The organism is Streptomyces sp. NBC_00873, from assembly GCF_045207415.1.
Classification (GTDB): Bacteria; Actinomycetota; Actinomycetes; order Streptomycetales; family Streptomycetaceae; genus Streptomyces.
The window spans coordinates 3,134,520-3,151,206 of record NZ_CP108803.1 but is presented as its reverse complement, the minus strand read 5'-3'; the positions used below and the strand labels follow the sequence as shown (position 1 = coordinate 3,151,206).

At 71.4% G+C, this 16,687-nt stretch carries 13 protein-coding genes; 6 read left to right on the top strand and 7 right to left on the bottom strand.

Annotation, left to right across the window (positions count from 1 at the left end):
* Positions 1-11: 11 nt before the first annotated feature.
* The 3 genes from OH809_RS14045 to mce all read right to left on the bottom strand — a co-directional run bounded on the left by OH809_RS14045 (position 12) and on the right by mce (position 5,557).
* Positions 12-950 carry a cellulose-binding protein gene (locus OH809_RS14045; RefSeq protein ID WP_366689534.1) on the bottom strand — a complete coding sequence of 313 codons (939 nt, stop codon included), beginning with the start codon at positions 948-950 and terminating at the stop codon, positions 12-14.
* A gap of 185 nt (positions 951-1,135) precedes the next feature.
* Positions 1,136-4,963, bottom strand: coding sequence for a polarized growth protein Scy (scy, locus tag OH809_RS14040; protein WP_406515164.1), 3,828 nt, complete (start codon positions 4,961-4,963; stop codon positions 1,136-1,138).
* 165 nt (positions 4,964-5,128) lie between these two features.
* Entirely contained in the window at positions 5,129-5,557 is a 429-nt protein-coding gene (gene mce / locus OH809_RS14035) for a methylmalonyl-CoA epimerase (RefSeq protein WP_384042351.1), read from the bottom strand.
* A 135-nt stretch (positions 5,558-5,692) separates the two neighbouring features.
* On the opposite strand from mce, the gene OH809_RS14030 reads away from it, so the two are divergent.
* The 4 genes from OH809_RS14030 to OH809_RS14015 all read left to right on the top strand — a co-directional run bounded on the left by OH809_RS14030 (position 5,693) and on the right by OH809_RS14015 (position 12,844).
* Positions 5,693-6,895, top strand: coding sequence for an acetyl-CoA C-acetyltransferase (locus OH809_RS14030; RefSeq protein WP_406515163.1), 1,203 nt, complete (start codon positions 5,693-5,695; stop codon positions 6,893-6,895).
* A 42-nt stretch (positions 6,896-6,937) separates the two neighbouring features.
* Positions 6,938-7,897 carry a methylmalonyl Co-A mutase-associated GTPase MeaB gene (gene meaB, locus OH809_RS14025; protein WP_406425199.1) on the top strand — a complete coding sequence of 320 codons (960 nt, stop codon included), beginning with the start codon at positions 6,938-6,940 and terminating at the stop codon, positions 7,895-7,897.
* 167 nt (positions 7,898-8,064) lie between these two features.
* The gene (locus OH809_RS14020) at positions 8,065-10,563 is read left to right on the top strand and encodes a protein kinase domain-containing protein (protein WP_406422092.1); all 2,499 of its coding nucleotides are present in this window, start codon (positions 8,065-8,067) and stop codon (positions 10,561-10,563) included.
* Between the two features lie 28 nt (positions 10,564-10,591).
* Positions 10,592-12,844, top strand: a complete 2,253-nt coding sequence (locus OH809_RS14015; RefSeq protein ID WP_406515162.1) for a protein kinase domain-containing protein — start codon at positions 10,592-10,594, stop codon at positions 12,842-12,844.
* A 272-nt stretch (positions 12,845-13,116) separates the two neighbouring features.
* On the opposite strand, the gene OH809_RS14010 is transcribed toward OH809_RS14015, so the two are convergent.
* The 4 genes from OH809_RS14010 to OH809_RS13995 all read right to left on the bottom strand — a co-directional run bounded on the left by OH809_RS14010 (position 13,117) and on the right by OH809_RS13995 (position 15,823).
* Positions 13,117-13,593: a MarR family winged helix-turn-helix transcriptional regulator gene (locus OH809_RS14010; RefSeq protein ID WP_406422094.1), complete on the bottom strand. Its 477-nt coding sequence runs from the start codon at positions 13,591-13,593 to the stop codon at positions 13,117-13,119.
* A gap of 150 nt (positions 13,594-13,743) precedes the next feature.
* Positions 13,744-14,511, bottom strand: coding sequence for an AIM24 family protein (locus OH809_RS14005; protein ID WP_327244299.1), 768 nt, complete (start codon positions 14,509-14,511; stop codon positions 13,744-13,746).
* Positions 14,508-15,191: an AIM24 family protein gene (locus tag OH809_RS14000; RefSeq protein WP_406422095.1), complete on the bottom strand. Its 684-nt coding sequence runs from the start codon at positions 15,189-15,191 to the stop codon at positions 14,508-14,510. The genes OH809_RS14005 and OH809_RS14000 overlap by 4 nt, the downstream gene beginning before the upstream one ends.
* On the bottom strand, positions 15,191-15,823 hold the full coding sequence (locus OH809_RS13995) for an AIM24 family protein (protein WP_037689357.1): 633 nt from the start codon (positions 15,821-15,823) through the stop codon (positions 15,191-15,193). Before OH809_RS13995 ends, OH809_RS14000 begins: the two co-directional genes overlap by 1 nt.
* 211 nt (positions 15,824-16,034) lie before the next feature.
* Between OH809_RS13995 and OH809_RS13990 the strand changes: the two genes are divergently transcribed.
* Together OH809_RS13990 and OH809_RS13985 are read left to right on the top strand one after the other, a co-directional pair.
* Entirely contained in the window at positions 16,035-16,385 is a 351-nt protein-coding gene (locus OH809_RS13990; protein ID WP_037689361.1) for a DUF3817 domain-containing protein, read from the top strand.
* Positions 16,382-16,675, top strand: a complete 294-nt coding sequence (locus OH809_RS13985; RefSeq protein ID WP_030916057.1) for an MTH1187 family thiamine-binding protein — start codon at positions 16,382-16,384, stop codon at positions 16,673-16,675. Before OH809_RS13990 ends, OH809_RS13985 begins: the two co-directional genes overlap by 4 nt.
* Positions 16,676-16,687: the final 12 nt, after the last annotated feature.

The following is a 16,687-nucleotide window of genomic DNA, read 5'->3' as shown; positions in this document are numbered from 1 at the left end:
GTACCGCGGCGTCAGCGGGTCTGCTGAGCCGGGACACCACGGGTGACGGGCTCGTCGTCCACCGGCGAACCCGCGGCGGCCACCGCGGCACCGGTCAGCGTCGCCAGCATCTCGCGGACGTTGGTCAGCTGCGCGTTGATGGAGTCGCGGCGGTTGGTGAGCGCCGCCAGCTCGCGCTCCGATTCGCTGCGGATCCGGTCGGCCTTGGCGTTCGCGTCGGCCACGATGTCCTCGGACTGGCGCTGCGCGGTCTCCACGGTCTGACGCGCCCGGCGCTCGGCGTCCGTACGGAGCTTCTCGGCCTCCAGGCGGAGCTGCTCGGCGCGGTGCTCGATCTCGGCGAGGCGCTTCTCGGCCTTGGCCTGACGGGACGCGAGGTCGCGCTCCGACTGGTCGCGGCGCTTGGCCAGGTTGGTCTCGAAGTCCGCGGCGGCCTGGGCGGCCTTGGCGCGGGTCTCCTCGAAGAGGGCGTCGGCCTCCTCGCGCTTCTGCGCCGCGTCCTTCTGGGCCTCGGTACGCAGCGCGTTGGCCTCACCCTTGGACTTCTCGACGATGCGGACGCCCTCGTCCTCGGCCTTCGCCTTGCGCTCGGAGGCGAACGACTCGGCGTCGTTGCGCACCTGCTGGGCGGCCGACTCGGCGAGCTCGCGGTGCTGCTCGGCGGCGCGACGGGCCTCCTCGCGCAGGTCCTTCGCCTCCTCCTCGGCGAGGCGGAGAATCTTCTCCACACGCGCACCGAGACCCGCGTACGACGGCTCTGCGTCGTTCACCTGGGCCTGGGCGTTCTGCGTCTCGAGGTGGAGCTCCTCGATGCGCTTTTCCAGAGACGTGATGCGGGTCAGAGCACTATCACGGTCGGCGACGAGCTTGGTAATGCGGTCATCCACCTGACCGCGGTCGTAACCACGCCGCACTAGCTCGAAGCCGAAGGGGGAGGAAGGGTCACTCATGGGGTTCCTGTCGAAGTAAGACCGGTGAGGTGATAGAGGGAATCCTAGGGGCCCGGGCGGCGTGTCATCGAGTGGATGCCCGTTTGATCTGGAGAATGACACCCCTTTTGAGTGGCTGACCCCCGGAACCCTTGCCACTCGGAGGGTTGAACGTTCTTGTCGAAGCACGTGACACGGTCGCTCGACTACCCCTCGGACGACTTGCCACTCGATCGAGTGCCTGCCGACGCTCCGGCTTTGACGCCGGTGGACCCGCCACCCGTGCCCTTGCCGCCGCCCGTCGGTGCCTCGAAGGACTCCAATGCCTCCAGTACGTCCTGGACGCGGGAGATCTCCGTGTTGATGTCCTTGCGCCGGCGCACCAGGACGTCGAGCTCGCGCCGCCCCTCGTCGACCGTCTGCTTCGCCTCCTGCTCGGCGTCGGCCCGCAGCTTCTCGGCCTCGCGGACCATGCTGGCCTTCTTCTGCTCGGCCTCCTTCAGCAGCGATTCGGCCCGCTTCACCGCGGCGATCCGGACCTTGCTCGCTTCCGAATTCGCGTCCGCCAGCAACTCCTTCGCCTTCGCCGCGGCCTCCTCGCGCTGCTCGGTCGCCGCCTTCATCAGCTTGTCGACGCGCTCGCCCGCCGTCTTCATCTGCTCGGAGGTCTCCCGCCGGGCCCGGTCGTGCAGCTGCTCGATCTCGCTCTCCAGACGCGCCCGGAGCTCCTCCGTCCGCTCCCGAATGGCCGTGGCGTCCCGGCGCGCACCGACCAACAGCTCGTCCGCGTCCGTACGCGCCCGCTCCACCAGGGTGTTGCCCTCGACGGTCGCCTCGGAGGTGATCCGCACGGCCTCCTTGCGGGCCGCGCCGACCATCGTGTCGGCCTGCTCCTCGGCCTCGGTGGCGGCGCGCAGCGCCTCCTCCTGGGCCTTGTTCATGAGCTGGTCGGCCTGCTCGGCGGCATCCGCACGACGCTTCGCCGCCGCCTCGCGCGTCTCGTCGACCAACCGGTCCGCCTCCGCGCGGGCCTCGCCGCGCAGCTGTTCGGCCGCCGCCTCCGCGTCGGTGCGCACCCGCTCCGAGTCCTCGCGGGTGCGTGCCGCGTGCTCCTGCGCCGAGCCGACAGTGGCCGCCGCCTCCGCGCGCAGCCGCTCCGCCTCGTCGGTCGCCTCGCCGAGGAGCCGCTCGGCCCGGGCGGTGGCGTCGCTGACGAGGGTCGTCGCCTGCTCTGTCGCCTCGGTACGGATCCGCTCGCTCTCGCCCGTCGCCTCGCCGACGAGCCGGTCGACCTGCGCCGCGGCGTCCGAACGCATCCGGTTGGCGTCCTCGCGGGCCTCCGCACGACTGCGGGAGGCATCCTGCTCGGCCGACGCCAGCGCGTCCGAAGCCTCGGTACGCATCCGCTGGCTGTACTCCGCGGTGTCCGAGCGCAGCCGATCCGACTCGGTGATCGCGTCGCTGACGGTCCGTTCGGCCATCGCCTTGGCGGCCTCGGACTCCTCCTGCGCCTCCCTGCGGATCCGGCTCGCGTCCTCGCTCGCCCGCTCCCGCTCCGCGTACGCATCGGCGCGGACCCGGTCCGCCTCCTCCTGCGCCTCGGCCTTCGTCCGCTCCGCCACGTGCTCGGCGGTGGAACGCAGCCCGGCGATCTCCGCCTCGGCCTGCTCCTGGAGCCCGGAGACCGAGTCCCGTACCTGCTGGGCGGTCTGCTCGGCCGCGGAGACCATCTCGGTCGCCCGCGCGTCCGCCTCCCCGACCAGGCGGTGCGCCTCGGCCTGCGCCTCCTCGACCCGCTTGCGGGCGGAGGCGAGCAGCTCCTCGCTCTGCTCGCGGGCGCGCTCGCGCTCCTGGTTCGCCTCGGTGCGCGCCGCATCGAGGGTCTCCTGCGCCTCGCGGCGGCGCCGGTTCGCCTCCTCCTGCGCGGCGGCCAGCGCCTCGGCGGCCTCGGTGCCCACGCGTTCGGCGGCGGCCGCGGCCTCGGCCCGTACCCGGTCGGCACTGTCCTGGGCCTCGGACTTGAGCCGTTCCGCCTCGGCGGCCGCCTCGCTACGCAGCCGTACGGCGACGGACTCGCCCTCGGCACGCGACTGCGACGCATCCGCCGCGGCCTCGTCGCGCAGCCGCTCGGCCTCGGTCTGCGCCTGTGTCTGCAGGGCGCGCAGCCGCTCGGCGGCCTCCGAGCGCAGTCGCTCGGCCTCCTCGTTCGTCTCGCGGCGGATCCGCTCCGCCTCGCCGCGCGCGTCCACCAGCGTCTGCTCGGCGGCGGTGACCCGGGTCTCGGCCTCGGTGTGCAGCCGGGCCAGCTCGTCGGCGGCCTCGGCCTGCCGGGCGGCGACCGCACGCTCGGTCTCCTCCCGGAGCCCGGCCGCCGCCTGCTCGGCCGCGGCCGTGGTGGATTCCGCCTGCTCCTCGGACTCCGTACGCAGCCGGTCGGCCTCGGCACGGGCCCGCTCCAGCGCTTCCTCGGCCTGGGTGCGCAGGGCCGTGGCGCGCTCGACGGCCTCGGTACGGACCCGGTCGCTCTCGGTGCCCGCGGCGGTCCGCAGTTCCTCGGCGTCCGCCTTCGCCTTGGACAGCAGCTCTTCGGCGGTCTTCGCGCCCTCCTCGATCTGCTGGACGGCCTCGCGGCGGGCCTCGCCCCTGATCCGCTCGCCCTCGGCGACCGCCTCGGAGCGCAGCTGCTCGGCCTCGCCGCGCAGCCTGCGGGCCTCCTCCTGCAGCTCGACGGTCCTGGCCCGGTACTCCTCGGTGTCGTCCTTGGCCGCGCCCTTGAGCTGGTCGGCCTGTTCGGCGGCCTCGCCGCGCAGCCGGTCCGCCTCGGCCTCCGCCTCGCGGCGGATCCGGTCGGCCTCCTCGCTCGCCGCCTTCGTGGTCGACCGTGCGTCCTCGGACGCCTTGGTCAGCACCTCCTCGGCGGTCCTGGCCGCCTTGGCGAGCTGGGCCGCGGTGTCCTCGACGGCCGCCGTGCGGGCCTTCTCGGTTGCCTCGGACTTGATCCGGTCCGCCTCGGCGCGGGCGTCGGCGAGCGCCTGCCCGGCTTCCGCCTTCAGCGCCTCGGCGTCCTTCGTGGCCTCGCCGACCAGCCGGGCGATCTCCGACTTGGCCGTACGGGTGCGCTGCTCGTTCTGCGACTCGGCGCCGGCCAGCCGCTTGACCGCGGCCTCCTTCGCCTCGGCGAGGACCTTCTCCGCCTCCAGGCGGGCCTCGCGCAGCTGCGTCTCGGCCTCCTGCATGCGCTGCTCGGCGGCCCGGTTCAGCTCGGCGGTCTGCTGCCGGGTCTGCTCGGTCTCCGCGGTCGTCGACGTACGCAGCTGTTCGGCGTGGCTGGTGGCCTCCTGCGCCTGGCTGGAGGCGGCGCCCAGCAGCCGCTCGGCGTCCTTGCGGGCGCGCAGCAGGATCGCTTCGGCCTCGGAACGGGCGGACTCCGCCTCGGAGCCGAGCCGGTGCCGGGTCTCGTCGGCGAGCCGGGCGGCCGCGGCGCGGGCGGCCGCCAGGGACTGCTCGGCCTCGGCCCGGGACTCGTCGAGCAGCCGGCGGGCCTGGGACTCGGTCCTGGCCCGGAGCTGCTCGGCCCAGGCGACGTTCTCGTTGACATGCGACTCGACGGTCTGGCGGCGCTCCGCCAGCTCCTGGTCGAGGCGCTGCCGGCGCTGCACGGCCTCGTTGTGCAGCTCGGCCTGCAGCCGCGCCTGGTGCTCGGCGTGCTCCTGCAGGATCCGCTGCGTCTGCGCCCGGGCGTCACGGAGCTCGCGCTCGGCGTCGGTGCGCAGCTGGTCGGCCTGGATCTGGGCATTGCGGAGCAGCTGGTCGGCCTGGTAACCGATGTCCGCGCTGTCGTAGGCGGGACGGGTCGCGAGATTGCGCCGAGCCTCGTGCAGCTTGGCGCGCAAGACCTCGACCTGGTAACCGAGGTCCTCGGCGTGCTGGACGGCCTTCTCCCGGTCGGTCCTCAGCCGGTCCATCTCGGCTTCGAACCGCGAGAGATGGTCGTCTTCAGCTCGGTGGCTCTCCTGGCGTTCGTAGCCCCGCACTGCGCGGTCCCATCCGTCCCCTGGTCGCAACTCTCCAAACGAGTACCGCTCGCCGGCGAACGGTCCCCCGGGGAATGGTGACAGATCAACGGCTGGGGACGCGGCGCGGCCCCGACCCGGCCCCGGCCCGGAACCGCCCACTCTACCGGGCCGGGTATCCGGAGGTCAGTGCTCCGCCCGGGACGTGACCAGTTCGGTGAGTACGCCGTGGCAGTCCTTGGGGTGCAGGAAGGTGATCCGCGACCCCATCGACCCGGTCCTGGGCTCGTCGTACAGCACCCTGACGCCCTTGGAACGGATGTCCGCGGCGTCCTCGTCGACGTCTGCGGTGCCGAAGGCGATGTGATGGACCCCCTCGCCGTTCTTGGCCAGCCATTTTCCGACGGCCGAGTCCTCGCGGGTGGGTTCCAGGAGCTGGAGGTACGAGGCACCGCCGTCCGAGGTCTCGTTGATCTTGAGCATGGCCTCGCGTACGCCCTGCTCCTCGTTTACCTCGGAGTGGAAGACTTCGAAGCCGTAGGTCGAGCGGTAGAACTCGACAGTTTTGTCAAGGTCGAAACAGGCGATTCCGATGTGGTCGATTCGCGTCAGCATGGACAACAGTGGAGCGCTCCACCGATGGTTACGCAACGTGCGCGCGATCACACCCGCTGCTGGATGACGGGCGGCGTACCGCTCAGTACATTCGAGTAAACCCTCGTTCACATCTAATCCAAGGGGCCGTGCCTCATGTCTGGAACGACCGGTACCACCTCAGTGATCGTCGCGGGCGCCCGTACGCCCATGGGCCGTCTTCTCGGCTCCCTGAAGAGCTTCTCCGGAGCCGATCTCGGCGGCTTCGCCATCAAGGCCGCGCTGGACCGGGCCGGTATCGGCGGCGACCAGGTCGAGTACGTGATCATGGGCCAGGTGCTCCAGGCCGGGGCGGGGCAGATGCCGGCACGCCAGGCCGCGGTCAAGGCCGGTATCCCGATGAACGTTCCCGCGCTCACCGTCAACAAGGTCTGCCTCTCCGGCCTCGACGCCATCGCCCTGGCCGACCAGCTGATCCGCGCGGGTGAATTCGACGTCGTCGTCGCCGGCGGCCAGGAGTCCATGACCAACGCCCCGCACCTGCTCCCGAAGTCCCGTGAGGGCTACAAGTACGGCGCGATCGAGATGCTCGACTCGATGGCGTACGACGGTCTGACCGACGCCTACGAGAACATCCCGATGGGCGAGTCCACCGAGAAGCACAACACCCGCCTCGGTCTGAGCCGCGCCGACCAGGACGAGATCGGCGCCCTGTCCCACCAGCGCGCCGCCGCCGCCCAGAAGAACGGTCTCTTCGAGGCCGAGATCACCCCGGTCGAGATCCCGCAGCGCAAGGGCGACCCGATCCTCTTCTCCAAGGACGAGGGCATCCGCGCCGAGACGACCGTCGAGTCCCTCGGCAAGCTCCGCCCGGCCTTCACCAAGGACGGCACGATCACCGCGGGCACCTCCTCGCAGATCTCCGACGGCGCCGCCGCGGTCGTCGTGATGAGCAAGGCCAAGGCCGAGGACCTGGGCCTGGACTGGATCGCCGAGATCGGCGCCCACGGCAACGTGGCCGGCCCGGACAACTCGCTCCAGTCGCAGCCGTCCAACGCGATCAAGCACGCGCTGAAGAAGGACGGCCTGAGCGTCGAGGACCTCGACCTCATCGAGATCAACGAGGCGTTCGCGGCCGTCGCCGTCCAGTCGATGAAGGACCTCGGCGTCTCCCCGGAAAAGGTGAACGTCAACGGCGGCGCCATCGCGCTCGGTCACCCGATCGGGATGTCCGGCGCCCGCGTGGTGCTGCACCTGGCGCTGGAGCTGAAGCGGCGCGGCGGCGGCACGGGTGCGGCGGCGCTGTGCGGTGGCGGCGGTCAGGGCGACGCGCTGATCATCCGCGTCCCGGGCAAGTAGTCCTCGTCACGTACGCGCAGAGCAAACCGAACGGAGCGGTTGATAGTGGACGTCCCCACCCTGGTCGAGCAGGCCCGTGAAGGCCGGCCGCGGGCCGTGGCCCGGCTCATCTCCCTCGTGGAGGGGGCGTCGCCGCAGCTGCGCGAGGTGATGGCGGCCCTCGCGCCGCTGACCGGGAACGCGTACGTCGTCGGGCTCACCGGTTCACCGGGTGTCGGCAAGTCGACCTCGACCTCGGCGCTCGTCTCGGCGTACCGGCGGGCCGGCAAGCGGGTCGGCGTCCTCGCCGTCGACCCGTCGTCGCCGTTCTCCGGCGGCGCGCTCCTCGGCGACCGGGTCCGGATGTCGGAGCACGCCTCCGACCCCGGCGTCTACATCCGCTCCATGGCCACCCGCGGCCACCTGGGCGGCCTCGCCTGGTCGGCGCCGCAGGCGATCCGGGTGCTGGACGCGGCAGGCTGCGACGTGATCCTGGTGGAGACTGTCGGCGTCGGCCAGTCGGAGGTGGAGATCGCCGCCCAGGCCGACACCTCGGTGGTGCTCCTCGCGCCCGGCATGGGCGACGGCATCCAGGCGGCGAAGGCCGGAATCCTGGAGATCGGCGACGTGTACGTCGTCAACAAGGCCGACCGGGACGGCGCGGACGCCACCGCCCGCGAGCTCAACCACATGCTGGGTCTCGGGGAGTCCCGCGGCCCCGGCGACTGGCGGCCGCCGATCGTGAAGACGGTCGCCGCCCGGGGCGAGGGCATCGACGAGGTCGTCGAGGCCCTGGAGAAGCACCGGGCGTGGATGGAGGAGCACGGCGTCCTGACCGAGCGCCGCACGGCGCGCGCGGCCGGTGAGGTCGAGACGATCGCGGTCACCAGACTCCGCGAACGCATCGGCGACCTGCACGGCGACCGCCGCCTCGGCGCCCTGGCCGAACGCATCGTGGCGGGCCGCCTGGACCCGTACGCGGCGGCGGACGAACTGGTGGCGGGGATCACGGGCGAGTCCTGACAGGCGGGTACCGGGGGGCGAGGGGTGGCGTGCGGGCCGCCCCTCGCCCGCTCGCCCTCGTCAGCCGTTCGGGTGAGTCGTCCGCACCGGAGCCTTGCGCGGGCCGTGACCGGCGCATGGCAGGATGACGGACCACACGTGTCATGCACACCGGGGGGAAGCGACACATGCTGGGGCCGCTGCGTGAGGACTCGCCCAGACGGATCGGGCCGTACGAGATACGGGCCCGGCTCGGCGCGGGCGGCATGGGGGAGGTCTTCCTCGGAGACCCGGGCGACGGCGGGGATCCTGTCGCCCTCAAGACGGTGCGCCGCGATGTGGCGCAGGACCCCGGCTTCCGTCACCGTTTCCGCCGCGAGATCGCGGTCGCCCGTTCCGTCACCAGCCCCTTCCTTGCCCCGCTGCTCGACGGGGACGCAGACTCCGAAGTGCCCTGGCTGGCCACCGGATACGTGGCCGGGCCGACCCTGTCCGCCGCGGTCCGCCGGGCCGGTGCGATGGACGAGGGCGAGGTGCGGATGCTCGGCGCCGGGCTCGCCCGCGCGCTCGCGGCCGTCCATGCGGCCGGGGTCGTGCACCGGGATGTGAAGCCCGGCAATGTGATGCTGGCCGAGGACGGTCCGCGGGTCATCGACTTCGGGATCGCGCGGGACGGCAACGCCACCCCGCTGACCACCACCGGCCGGATGGTCGGCAGCCCCTCCTTCATGTCCCCGGAACACGTGGCGGGCAGCGGGCGCGTCACCTTCGCCTCCGACGTCTTCTCTCTCGCTTCCGTGCTCTGCTTCGCCGCCACCGGCCGCGATCCCTTCGGCGACGGGCCGGTAGCCGCCGTGCTCTACCGGGTCAAGTACGTCGAGGCCGATCTCGAAGGCGTACCGGACGCGCTGCGCGCCGTACTCGCCGACTGCCTGGCCGCCGACCCCGCCGACCGCCCCACCGCCGCCGGACTCGCCGAGCGGCTCGCCCCGGGCGCAGCGCAGCAGTGGCCCGAGCCGGTGCGGCAGCACATCGCCGAGTACGGCAGGGAACTGGCCCGGGTCCGTACCCTCGACGGACCGCTGCTGCCCGGCTACACGCCGACCGAGGCGGCCACCGGCAGCCGGGCGCCGATCCATCAACTGCCCACCCAGGGAACTGATTTCGCGCCGGGTCTGCATGTCGCGCACACGCAGGGTCCCGGGCTCCCCCAGGCCGGAGGCCCGCCCCGGCGGCGCGCTCTGGCGGCCGCTCTGGCGGCACTGGTCCTCGCGGGTGCGGCGACAGGCGCGATCCTGGCCCTGCGCAACAACGACCGTGGCAACAACATCGCTTCTCCCGGGGGGAGTTCGCCCGCGCCCGTCACCATGGTCGCCGGAGTGGACGAGGACGGTGGACTGGACGGCTCGGGCACGGTTCCGTACGGCCGCCAGGTCCGTCCCGCGGGATGGAAGCCCTGGCGGGGGAAGTTCACCAAGCCTCCGCTGGGCTGCACGGCGGGCAACCGCGTAGTCGTGTGCCGGATGGTGGACGGCACCTATGAGGCGCTGTCGGCAGCCGACGGCAGGCACTTGTGGTCCCGGGACACGGGGGAGACCGGACATTCCGCCGGCTACGGGCCGCGCGGGCAGTTCTTCATGCCCACGGGCGCCACCCGTCCCGCCGTTTCCGGCGACACCGTCGTGATCGTCGCGGCGCAGCGGGTGCAGGTCCTGGACGCCAGGACCGGCAAGGTCCGCTGGGACGCGCGGGCCGGCGGGGCCTATACGCCGGAGAGCAAACCGCTGGTCGCCGACGGCATGGTCTTCGTCGCGTCGCTGCAACTGCCCGAAGGCACAGAGCTCCTGGCGTACGACCTGCGGACCGGGACGGAGAAGTGGCGCGCACCGCTGGCCAAGAAGGAGCTGGCCTCTTTCGAGAAGCGCAACTACTGGCCGCTCGCCGCCCAGGGCGGGGCGCTCTACGCCATGACATCGGATGGTGTGAGGGCCTATCGGATCAAGGACGGCACTGTGCTCGGCACGGCCGCCGGACGGACGATGCAGACCGCAGGTGACGGGATTCCCGACAGCGGGTGCGGCTCCGTCCGAGTGCGCGGATCCGCGGTCTTCTGCCCGACCTATGTGTCCACCGGTGAACGCGGCAGCTTCCGGGACGACCTGACCCTTCTGCGCTTGAAGGGACCGGGGCTGGGCGAGCCGGACGAATACCGGCTGCCCAAGGAATCCGTCGCCGACACGCTGCTGGGCGCGGTCGCCGACAACGTCGTGACCTTGCGGCGGCAGTCGCTCGAAGCCACCGACGAAGCCGGTGCCGCCCAGCCGCAGATGATCGTGGTCGGCGGGGCGGACGAGAGCGCCGTCGGCCGGTACCCGCTGAAACTGTCGGCGCCGGGCGGCCGCTCGAACCCCACCTCCGACCCCATGATCGTGGCGGGCCGCGTGGTGTGGGCGGACAGCTCCGCGCTGTACACCGTGCCGCTCGGCAGGGACGGCAGGCCGGGCGCGGTCCGCCGGACGGTGCTCGACGGGGCGCCGGGCCCGACGGTCGCGCCGGCGTACGACGCCGTCACGAACGGCGTGGACTTCGAGAAGGAGCTGCTCGACCCGGTCCTCCTGCCGGTCGGCGGCGTGGTGCACGTGATCTACGACCAGGGCATGGCGGTCTCCGTGCCGCTGCCCGAATGAGCCGTCCCCGGGTGAAGTGGAGTGCGCGGTGATCGAGCCGCTTCCGGCTGGACAACGCCGGGTGATCGGCCCGTACCAGCTGCTCGGGCTGCTGGGCGCGGGCGGCATGGGCGAGGTGTATCTGGCCAGGCCGGTCGTGCCCGAGGACGGGCGTCTGGTCGCGCTGAAGACCATCCGCGCCGATCTGGACCTCGACGACGGCTTCCGCATCCGTTTCCGCCGCGAGATCGATGCCGCCGGGCTCGTACGCAGTCCGCACACCGCGGCCCTCGTCGGTGGCGACCCGGGCGACCGGCTGCCCTGGCTGGCGACGGAGTATGTCCCCGGACCCTCGCTCGCCGAAGCGGTCACGCGCAGCGGTCCGCTGCCGGAGCCGCTGGTACGGGCGCTGGGCGCCGGTCTTGCCCGTGCGCTCGCCGACATGCACGCCGTGCGCGTACTCCACCGCGATCTCAAGCCCGGCAATGTGCTGCTGGGCGCCCACGGGCCGAAGGTGATCGACTTCGGGATCGCCCAGGCCTTCGACGCCACTCAGCTGACCCGGACCGGCGTCGTGGTGGGCAGCCCGGGCTACATCTCGCCCGAGCACGTGGGCGGCTCGCGGGCGCTCGTACCGGCGTCCGATGTGTTCTGCCTCGGCGCAGTCCTCGCCTTCGCGGCGAGCGGACGGGGGCCGTTCGACGACTCCGACATGGCGGCCGTGATCTTCCGGATCTCCCAGGGGGATGCCGAACTGGCCGGTGTGCCGGCGCAGTTGCGTGCGGTGATCGAGCGATGCCTCAGCAGTGGCCCTGCCGACCGCCCGACCCCCCAGGAACTGATCGCCCTGTTGCAGCCGGGGGAAGCGGCGCCGGGGGCATTCGTGTGGACGGACGGGGTGCGGGCGCAGCTCGCCTCGTACGAGGCGGATGCCCGCGCCTGTGCCGACGCGGCTCCACCGGCGTGGGCGGACCGGCCGATGCCCGCGCCTGTGCCCCCTGCTCGCACGCCGACCTTCCCCGGTTACGCCCCTGCAGTGGGCACGACCGCGGCGGGGGGCGCATCCCGGAGCAAGCGGCTGCGCAGGGGAGGGGCGGTCGCCGCTGTCGTCGTATGTCTCGTGCTGGGCGTCGTGCTCCTGCCCGGTCTGTTCAAGCCGGGCGGAAGCGGCGGTGGTGCGGCGACCGGCGCGAGCCCGAGCGAGTCCGCGGCCGCGCCCGCCGCGAAACGGCCGACCGGACCGGTCGTCGTACCCGCCGCGGACGCGGGGCACACCGGAGACTTCGGGAGCGCGGGCGCGGACCGCTCGCTCCGGTCGGCCGACTGGCAGCCCTGGAGCGCGAAAGTCGCGGACGGCGAAGTGGGATGTGTGCTGGCCGGTGCGGTGCTGGTCTGCGCCGGAACCGGTGGCGTCACCGCGCTGAATGCCGCGGACGGCTCACAGCTGTGGAAGACGCGTGCGGGGACGGGGACGGCGCTGATGGGTGGGGCCGTGAAGGACACTGCCTACGCCTTCGTAGGTGACCGCCTCGTCGCGTTCCGCGTCCGGGACGGTCACGAGGTGTGGAGCCTGCCGCTTCCCGCCGGGCAGCGCGCCACCACCGCCATCGAGAAGGACGGCGTCCTCCTGTACGTCACCCAGGACGAAGGCGCATCGGCAGGGAAGCTGTATGCCCGTCGACTCACCGGCGACCGTGCGCAGCTGTGGACGCGCCCGGTCGACGGTGGCGACGTCACGCTGGCCGCCGCCGGGGACCGGGTCGTCGTGGTGGGCCGCTCCCTCGATGTTCTGGACGCTGCGAGCGGCCGGCCGGCCGGACACGTGGAGAACGGTGGAGACCGGTGCGGCTCACCGGTGCTCGCCGGGCACGAGCTGCTCTGCACGGCCGACGCCGGCCTGAACGTCATCGATGTGAACTCCCCGCAGAAGGCTGGGCGGACGATTGCCGAAGGGATCCATGCCATCAGGCGGCCCGCCGTCTCGAATGACGGCACGGTCGTCGTGACTGCCGAGAACCAGATGTACGCGTACGCTCTCGCCGACGGCGGGCTGAAGTGGACCAGCGGTGACACACTCGGCTTCGACGGCACGCCCCATGTGGTGGGTGACCAGGTCGTTGTCACCACAGAGACGTCGATGGAGGCGTACGACCTGCACGCGGAGGGGAACAACGACAGCAGGAGCGGGAAGCGCTACACCGGCTGGCCCGAGAAGAAGACCGAGCCGGCGCTGATCGCGAGCGGCGACATGAACTTTCTGATCTTCGCCACAGGGCAGGTGGTCTCGGGGTACGGGCTCTGATCGGTCGTCCCCGTGGTCGTCCCCGTGGCGGCCGTCGTCCGGGCGGTCCGCGGTGGTCCCGGGACGAGGGCGGCGCCCGCTTCGCACTGCGCCTGCCCGGAACGGAATCAAGCCCCTCCGGCGACTGAGGGCAGAGCCCGCACCCCCGTGCAACGCCGCACCCCCGTGCAACGCCGCACCCCGTGCAACGCCGCGCCCCGTGCAACGCCGCGCCCCGTGCAACGGCTTGCCCCGTGCATCGGCTTGCCCCGCACAAGCGCGCCCGGCGGGCGCTACGGCTTACCCCGCCGCCCTCGCAAATGCTCCGCAACCGGCGTCAGCGCCGCGTGCAGGTCCGCCAGTGCCTCCGGCGTCAAAAGGTCCATGAAGTGCTTGCGCACCGATGCGACATGGTGCGGCGCGACCTTCTGCATCGTCTCCGCGCCCGTCTCCGTGAGCACCGCGTACAGACCGCGCCGGTCGGACTCGCAGTTCTCCCGGCGGACCAGCCCCGCCGTCTCCATGCGGGTGATCTGGTGCGAGAGCCTACTCTTGGACTGCAGCGTGGCCGCGGCCAGGTCGCTCATCCGCATGCGCTGGTCCTCCGACTCCGAGAGGTTCACCAGGATCTCGTAGTCGTTGTTGGTCAGGCCGAACGGCTGGAGGTCCTTCTCCAGCTGGTGCATCAGCAGCCTGCTGACGTCCAGGTGGGTGCGCCAGGCGCACTGCTCCGCGTCGCTCAGCCACTGGGTGGCCGTCTCGGTCTCCATATGGGGATTCTACCTAAGAAGTTGAAAGCCGGACGAAGTGGAGTTCTGTGACGCCCGGCACCGGCCCGGGGCGCCGGTTCCGGAAACGGCTCCGGAAACGGCTCCAGCGCTGGGCGCAGGCGGTCGCCGTCACACTCCGAAGTCTACCGTTCACAAACCGAAGCGACGCTGGAGGTCCCCCAGCTGGCCGGGCAGACGGGGGTTGGCGCCAGGTTGACCCGCGCCGCCACCCGGGACCCCTGCCTGCTGCGGCGTCGCCCCTGTCGGCTGCTCCGCCATCAGGACCTCGGTCGACTGGAGCAGCACCGTACCCGCGCCGACGAACTCGAACTGGTGCTCCTCGCCCGACGTCCCGCCGATCCCGGTCAGCGACCTGAGCCCGCCCATCACGCCCGTCATGTAGCCGTGGTCGTAGTGGTGGCACGGCGAGGGGCAGTCCGCCCAGCCCACCAGCGCCTGCGGATCGACCCGCAGTGGCGGCTCCATGAAGACCACCGGGCCGTTGGACGCGGCCACGAACTTGCCCGTGCCGATCAGCGTGAGAAAGCCCGGCACGATCGACTGCTTGAGCGCCAGCGTCGGCTGGTACGCGAGGAGGTTGCCGGACCGGATCGTCAGGTTCCCGTCGTCCAGGTCGTACGAGTTGACGTCGAAGGCCCGGTCGGCGAGCAGCATCTTGCCGCTTCCCTCGGCCACCACCCAGTCGCTCGCGTGCAGCGGCGAGTGGAAGCTCGTCCGGATCAGCCGTTCGAAGCGTCCGTGGCCGATGCCGTTGAACTCGATCCGCCCGTAGTAGGCGATCATCTTGCCCTTCTGCAGGAACCACTGGCTCCCCTTGAGCTCCACACAGAAGGTGTACGCATTGACGTTGTCGTCCGACGGCAGCGTCATCGGGTCAAAGATCACGGGCGTGCTCACAGCTTCTCCTCCGACGCCTGGACGTACACCGCGCCACTGCCGCTCAGCTCCAGCTGGAACGCCTCGCCGGAGCCGCGCCCCACCATGTCGCGCCAGCCGAGCGCGGTGGAGAGCTTGTTGCGTACGTCGCCGTGGTGGGCGACATAGGCCTGCGGGTCCACATGCACCTCGCGGCCCGGCGTGATGGGCAGCTCGATCACCCCGCCGTGTGCCATCACCGCGACCGCGCCATGACCCTTCAGCGTCGTGGTGAACAGGCCCTGCCCGGTCACCTGGCCGCGCACCATGCCCATGACCCCGCCCTGCGACCCCATGAACATCGTGCCCTGCTGCAGGGTCCCGTCGAAGGCGAGCAGCCGGTCGGCCTCCACGTACAGGGTGTCGCCGGCCAGGTTGATGACCTGGATGTGATGGCCGCCGTGGCCGAACATCACCGTGCCGCATGGGGTCTCCCCAGGGCCGCCAGGCCCGAGGGGAACTTCGACGGTCATCAGCGGCGTCGCCTCATTGGCCATCCGGCGGCCGATCATCGACATCACGCCGCCCTGGCCGCCCTGGATGTTCGGGGTGAACGACACCTCGCCGCGGTATGCGAGCATCGCGCCGCGCTGGCTGTACATCTTCTGGCCGGGGACCACTGTCGCCTCGACCATCTTCGAGTTGATCTCGCGGAACGGCATCAGACATCGCCCCCGATGGTGTTCCGCTCGCTCGGCTGCACGTAGACGAGTCCCTCGCCCTCGAATCTGATCTGGAACGACTCGCCCGAGCCCTCGCCCATCAGCGTCCGGAAGTTGACCCCGGACTGGAAGTGCTGCTGCAGATTGCCCTGGTGGGCGATGTACGCGCCGGGGTCGACGAACAGCGGGTACTGGGCGGTCACCCGCAGCACCACGGCCGAACCGTCCGACATGATCGCCGCCTGGCCGGTGCCCTCGACGGTGGTGGTGAACAGGCCGTTGCCGGTCGCCCCGCCGCGCAGCCCGGTGAAGGTGGTGCCGGTGCGCAGCCCGGCATCGGTGCAGAGCAGGTTGCTCGCCTCCACGTAGAGCTTCTCGCCGCGCAGCGAGACGAGGTTGATCTCGCTCGCGCGGTCGGCGAAGTAGCAGGTGCCCTGCCCGGTCACCTCCATCACGGTCATCTGCTCGCCGGTCAGCCGACGGGTCACCATGCCGCGGATGCCCTCACCGCCGCCGGACATCTTCTTGAACGCCATCCGGCCGTCGTACGCGACCATCGAGCCGTTCTTCGCCTTGACGGCGTCGCCGGTCAGATCGACGGCGAGCGTCTTGCTGCCTTGGAGTCGGAACATTGCCACCCCGTGACGGTAGCGGCAGGGGGCCTGGGTCCGACAGGGTCTGTGGGCCTATCCGGACCCTGAGTCGACCCTGATATGCGCCGATACGTTCCCCGGAGTGTCAACCGGCCCCCGCCCCCGGACCCGGTGGGTGACGATGCCACAATGGGACACGATTGTGCCTGTATTCACAAGCTGTGACGACCCTCCCACCGAAGGTGCCCTCGTGGACATCAAGACCGCTACCGCCCTGCACCGGCTGCGCCTCATCTCGATTCCCGAGGCGCTCTCCTTCCCGGCGCTGATCATCTTTGGCTCGATCCTCAGCCGCGTTTCGGACATCGACTTCCTGATGATGCCGCTCGGCATGCTGCACGGCGTCCTCTTCGTGACCTACGCCGTCCTGCTGCTGGACGTCTGGTCCAAGACCAAGTGGCCGTTCAAGCGCGTCGCGTTCTTCTTCCTGCTGGCGCTGCTGCCGTTCGGCGGGCTGTACGGCGACAAGGTACTGAAGCGCTACGAGGCCGACGGGGTCATCGCCGCCCGCGCCCGCCGGGAAGGCGTGGTCAGCGCGTGATCGTCGCCTTCTCCGTCAGCCCGCTGGGGGTCGGCGAGGATGTCGGCGAGTACGTCGCCGACGCCGTCCGGGTCGTCCGCGAGTCGGGGCTGCCCAACCGCACGGACGCCATGTTCACCTCCATCGAGGGTGAGTGGGACGAGGTCATGGACGTCGTCAAGCGCGCCGTCGCGGCCGTCGAGGCCCGTGCCGGACGTGTCTCCCTCGTACTGAAGGCCGATATCCGGCCCGGTGTCACCGACGGTCTGACCTCCAAGGTCGAGACGGTCGAGCGGTACCTCGCCGGCTGACGTCTCTCCGCA

Bases quoted from the DNA above. Each gene is read 5' to 3' on its own strand.
- OH809_RS14045 (WP_366689534.1), bottom strand. From the start codon at position 950: ATGAGTGACCCTTCCTCCCCCTTCGGCTTCGAGCTAGTGCGGCGTGGT.
- mce (WP_384042351.1), bottom strand. From the start codon at position 5,557: ATGCTGACGCGAATCGACCACATCGGAATCGCCTGTTTCGACCTTGAC.
- OH809_RS14030 (WP_406515163.1), top strand. From the start codon at position 5,693: ATGTCTGGAACGACCGGTACCACCTCAGTGATCGTCGCGGGCGCCCGT.
- OH809_RS14020 (WP_406422092.1), top strand. From the start codon at position 8,065: ATGCTGGGGCCGCTGCGTGAGGACTCGCCCAGACGGATCGGGCCGTAC.
- OH809_RS14010 (WP_406422094.1), bottom strand. From the start codon at position 13,593: ATGGAGACCGAGACGGCCACCCAGTGGCTGAGCGACGCGGAGCAGTGC.
- OH809_RS14000 (WP_406422095.1), bottom strand. From the start codon at position 15,191: ATGCCGTTCCGCGAGATCAACTCGAAGATGGTCGAGGCGACAGTGGTC.
- OH809_RS13995 (WP_037689357.1), bottom strand. From the start codon at position 15,823: ATGTTCCGACTCCAAGGCAGCAAGACGCTCGCCGTCGATCTGACCGGC.